Origin of the sequence: Cellulomonas citrea (assembly GCF_009829685.1) — a bacterium.
Lineage (GTDB): Bacteria > Actinomycetota > Actinomycetes > Actinomycetales > Cellulomonadaceae > Cellulomonas > Cellulomonas citrea.
Window position 1 is genome coordinate 1 of record NZ_VWSD01000184.1, and the last position, 5007, is coordinate 5007.

Here is a 5007-nt window from a genome sequence, read left to right on the forward strand (position 1 = left end):
GCGGCAGGTCGAGGCCGTCCGGGCCGCCGCCGTACAGCGCGAGGTCGGGGTCGTGGTCGCGCACCTCCGGGTCGACCGGTTCGGCGTCGGGCGGGATGTAGGGCGGGTTGGCGGCGAGCACGTCGACCCGGCCGGTGAGCTCGGCGAGCAGCCCCGGATCACGTACGTCGCCGACGAGGACCTGCACCTGCGGGCGGTCGTTCGCGGCGGCGTTGCGGGCGGTGAGCTCGACCGCCTGCGCGGAACGGTCGACCATGACGACCCGGGCGCCCGACTCGACCGCGACCGAGACCCCGATCGGGCCGGCGCCGCAGCACAGGTCGACCACCAGCGGCGTGCCACCGGCCGCGGCGAGCGCGCGCACCTCGTCCACCGCGAGCCCGGCGAGCACCTCGGTCTCCGGCCGAGGCACGAACACCCCCGGCTCGACCGCCAGGGTGACGTGGCGGAACGTGGTCACACCCAGGATGTGCTGCAGCGGCTCCCGACGCCTGCGCCGGTCGACCGCCTGCGCGAACCGCGCGTCGAAACCGTCCGGGAGCTCCCCGACGGTGACCAGGCTCAGGGTGGGCAGGTCGAGCAGATGGGCGGCGATGGCCACCGCGTCGTGCCGCGGCGAGGGCACACCGGCCTCGGCCAGCAGCCGGGTGGCCGCGCCCACCATGGCCGTCAGCGACGGGCGGACCGGCTCAGGCACCGGTGGCCTCGGCCAGCCGGGCGGCCTCGTCGGCCTCGACCGCGGAGGCGATCACCGGCCCGAGGTCGCCGTCGAGCACCTGGTCGAGGTTGTAGGCCTTGTACCCGGTGCGATGGTCGGCGATCCGATTCTCCGGGAAGTTGTAGGTACGGATCCGCTCGGAGCGGTCGACCGTGCGCACCTGGGAGCGGCGGGCCTGGCTCGCGGCTGCGGCGGCCTCCTCCGCACGGGCGGCCAGCAGCCGGGCGCGCAGCACGCGCAGCGCCGCCTCCTTGTTCTGCAGCTGGGACTTCTCGTTCTGCATCGCCACCACGATGCCCGTGGGCACATGGGTGATCCGCACCGCCGAGTCGGTCGTGTTCACCGACTGGCCGCCCGGACCGGACGAGCGGTACACGTCGATCCGCAGGTCGGCCGGGTCGATCTCGACCTCGGCCTCGTCGTCCGCCTCGGGGAGCACGACCACGCCGGCGGCCGACGTGTGGATGCGCCCGGCCGACTCGGTCACCGGCACCCGCTGCACGCGGTGCACGCCGCCCTCGTACTTCAGGTGGGCCCAGACGCCGTCCTCCGCACCGCCGCGCGCCTTGATCGCGACGGACACGTCCTTGATGCCGCCGAGGTCGGACGCGGTGGAGTCGAGCACCTGGACGGACCAGCCCTGGCGCTCGGCGTACCGGGTGTACATCCGCAGCAGGTCCCCGGCGAACAGCGCGGACTCCTCACCGCCCTCCCCCGCCTTGACCTGGAGGATCACGTCGCGGCCGTCGTCGGGGTCGCGGGGCACGAGCACGCGGCGCAGCCGTTCGGCGGCCTCGTGCTCGGCAGCGAGCAACGACGGCAGCTCCTGCGCGATCTGCGGGTCGTCGGCCAGCTCGGCGGCAGCCTGGGCGTCGTCGGCGGCGGCACGCCAGGTGCGGTAGGCACCCACCACCCGGCCGAGCTCGGCGTACCGGCGGCCCAGCCTGCGCGCCCGGCCCGCATCGGCGTGCAGCGCCGGGTCGGACAGCGCGACCTCGAGCTCGGCGTGCTCGGCCAGCACCGGGGCCACCGCGTCGAACGCCTCGCTCACCAGGTCATCTCCTCATCCACGGGTACCGCCCCGGTCATTCGGGACGTCCCTGCCTGCACCGACCCTGCGCCGCACACGGCGCCACGACGACGAAGCGCCGGCACCCGGGTGGCTGGTGCCACCGAGGTGCCGGCGCTGCGAGGGAGCTAGTTGGCGGCCTTCTTGCCGTACCGCGCCTCGAACCGGGCCACGCGGCCACCGGTGTCGAGGATCTTCTGCTTGCCCGTGTAGAACGGGTGGCAGGCGCTGCACACATCGGCGTGGATGACGCCGCTGGTGACGGTGGAACGCGTGACGAACGTGCTGCCGCAGGTGCAGACCACCTCGGTCGGCACGTACGTCGGGTGGATACCAGACTTCACGGGGTTCTCCTTGGTGAGGATGTCCACGGGTCCGGATGCGCGGACGGCACCGGTGAACCGCAGACCGACGGACCATTGTGCCAGAACCATCCGGAGCCGCCGAATCATCCCCGCACCCGCCCCGGACGGGCCCTTCGGCGCAGCCGCCCCAGCCGCGCCACGTACAGTGGCGGCATGTCGTCCGATGACCGGCTCACGATCGCCCTGGTCCTGGACGACGACCTGGACCGCCCCGACGGCGTGCAGCAGTACGTGCTCACCGTGGCGAACGGCCTGCGCGAGCGCGGTCACGACGTGCATCTCGTGACGCCGACCACCCGCCGGACCGACCTGCCGAACCTGCACGTCGTCGGCCGGCACATCGCCACCACGTTCAACGGCAACCGGGTGCGCACTCCGCTGGGCGCGCCGCGGAGCCAGGTCACCGCGCTGCTCGCCGGGGTGCGCCCCGACGTGCTGCACGTGCAGATGCCGCACTCCCCGCTGCTGGCCGGGCGGTTCGTCCGCGCCGTGGCGCCCGACGTCGCCGTGGTGGGCTCGTTCCACATCGCGCCCGGGTCTCGGCTGGCCGATGCCGGCAGCCGTCTGCTGGGCGCCGTCGAACGACGCGAGCTGCGCCGCTTCGACACCGTCCTGGCGATGAGCGACACCGCCCGGGACTTCGCCCGCACCGCCTACGGCCTCGTGACGACACCGGCCACGATGCCCGTGCACCTGGACCGGGCGCCCGGCACCGAGCCGCTCACCTCGCCGCTCGCCGACGACGACAGCCGGCCCGTGCGGATCGTCTTCCTCGGCCGGCTCGTCGAACGCAAGGGCGCCCGTGAGCTGCTCGCCGCGCTGCACGTGCTCGCCGACCAGCACCTGGCCCACCGCCCGTGGACCGCAGAGCTGGCCGGGACCGGCCCGCAGGAGCAGCTGCTCACCCGGTACGTCGCCGAGCACGGACTGACCGGGCAGGTCACCCTCAGCGGGTTCGTGGCCGAGGCGGACAAGAGCGCCCTGCTGGCCTCGGGCGACCTCGTCGTGCTGCCCTCGACCGGGGGCGAGAGCTTCGGCATCTCGGTGGTCGAGGCGCTCGCCGTGGCCCGGGGCGTGGTCCTGGCCGGCGACAACCCCGGGTACCGCACCCCCATGGCCGGGCTCGAGCACCAGCTGCTCGACCCCCGGGACCCGGTGACGTTCGCCCGCACCCTGGCCCGCTGGATCGATGACCCCGCGGCGCGCGCCAGCGCCATCGGACCGCAGCGTGCCCGGGCCGCGCAGTTCGACACCGAGGTCGCCATCGACCAGACCGAGGACATCTACCGCGCCGCGCTCGACCGGCGCCGGGCGCTCCTGCGCACGGTCGACTGAGGTCGCAGCCGGCACCAGCACGTCGCCCCTGCCACCCGCCGAGGCGGGGTGCAGGGGCGAGGTGCGTGCGCCTGACCGGCGAGGTCAGACCGTCTTGCCGATGTTCTCCTCGGCGACCGCGTTGCCCGACGGGGTGGTCTTCTGCACCTGGAGCAGGAACTCCACGTTGGACTTGGTCTCTCGCAGCTTGCCGATGAGCAGCTCGATCGCCTGGGTCTGGTCCAGCGCGCCGAGCACCCGGCGCAGCTTGAAGACGATCTTGAGCTCGTCGTGCGACATGAGGATCTCCTCACGTCGCGTCCCCGAGGCGTTGACGTCGACGGCCGGGAAGATGCGCTTGTCCGAGAGCGAGCGGGACAGCCGCAGCTCCATGTTCCCGGTGCCCTTGAACTCCTCGAAGATGATGTCGTCCATCTTCGAGCCGGTCTCCACCAGGGCCGAGGCCAGGATGGTGAGCGACCCACCGTTCTCGATGTTGCGCGCAGCACCGAAGAACTTCTTCGGCGGGTAGAGCGCCGCGGCGTCCACACCACCGGACAGGATGCGGCCCGAGGCCGGCGCCGACAGGTTGTAGGCGCGCGACAGCCGGGTGAGCGAGTCGAGCAACACGACGACGTCCTGGCCGAGCTCGACCAGCCGCTTGGCCCGCTCGATCGCCAGCTCGGCGACGATCGTGTGGTCCGATGCGGGACGGTCGAAGGTCGAGGCGATGACCTCGCCCTTCACCGTGCGCTGCATGTCCGTGACCTCCTCGGGGCGCTCGTCGACGAGCACGACCATGAGGTGGACCTCGGGGTTGTTCATGGTGATCGAGTTGGCGATCTGCTGCATGATGATCGTCTTGCCCGCCTTGGGGGGCGCGACGATGAGGCCGCGCTGGCCCTTGCCGATGGGCGCGACGATGTCGATCACGCGGGCCGTCAGCCGGGTCGGGTCGGCCGTCTCCAGCCGCAGGCGGTCCTGCGGGTACAGCGGCGTGAGCTTGCTGAACTCGGGGCGGTCGCGCGCGGCCTCGGGGGCCATGCCGTTGACCGTGTCGAGCCGCACGAGGGCGTTGAACTTGTTCGGCCGACCGGCGACGGGCGGCTGCTCACCGTCCCGCGGGGCGCGCACCGCACCGGTGATCGCGTCACCGCGGCGCAGCCCCGCCTTCTTCACCTGCCCGAGCGAGACGTACACGTCACCGGGACCCGGCAGGTAGCCGGTGGTCCGGACGAAGGCGTAGGACTCGAGCACGTCGAGGATGCCGGCGACGGGCACGAGCACGTCGTCCTCGGTGACCTCGACCTCGTCCAGCCCGACCAGGTCGGGCGCACCCGGGCGGCCGGTGCGGCCGCGCTTGGTCCGGTCACGGTCCCGGTAGCGCTCGCGCGAGCGGCGGCGACGTCCGCCACGCTCCTCACCGTCGTCGAACCCGCGCGCACCCGGCTGCTGACCGGCCGCGGCGGGGGCCTGTTCCTGGGCGGCGGTGCGCTGCTCGTCACGGTCGGCCCCGCCGGCGGTGCGCTGCTGCTCGGCGG

5 protein-coding genes are annotated in these 5007 nt (G+C 73.2%); 1 reads left to right on the top strand and 4 read right to left on the bottom strand.

Going from position 1 to position 5007, the window contains the following annotated elements; genetic code table 11:
- From F2B26_RS14440 to rpmE, 3 genes are all read right to left on the bottom strand, one after another.
- Positions 1–697, bottom strand: a 697-nt coding sequence (locus F2B26_RS14440) for a N5-glutamine methyltransferase family protein (protein ID WP_235929691.1), incomplete at its 3' end; no start/stop codon positions are given.
- Positions 690–1769, bottom strand: coding sequence for a peptide chain release factor 1 (gene prfA, locus F2B26_RS14445; RefSeq protein WP_159810549.1), 1080 nt, complete (start codon positions 1767–1769; stop codon positions 690–692). The genes prfA and F2B26_RS14440, both read right to left, overlap by 8 nt.
- Positions 1770–1915: 146 nt before the next feature.
- Entirely contained in the window at positions 1916–2131 is a 216-nt protein-coding gene (gene rpmE, locus F2B26_RS14450; RefSeq protein ID WP_159810557.1) for a 50S ribosomal protein L31, read from the bottom strand.
- A gap of 174 nt (positions 2132–2305) precedes the next feature.
- Between rpmE and F2B26_RS14455 the strand changes: the two genes are divergently transcribed.
- The gene (locus F2B26_RS14455; protein ID WP_159810551.1) at positions 2306–3487 is read left to right on the top strand and encodes a glycosyltransferase family 4 protein; all 1182 of its coding nucleotides are present in this window, start codon (positions 2306–2308) and stop codon (positions 3485–3487) included.
- An 84-nt stretch (positions 3488–3571) separates the two neighbouring features.
- Here F2B26_RS14455 and rho read toward each other — a convergent pair.
- Positions 3572–5007: transcription termination factor Rho (gene rho, locus F2B26_RS14460; RefSeq protein ID WP_159810553.1), on the bottom strand; the 1436-nt coding region annotated here is incomplete at its 5' end.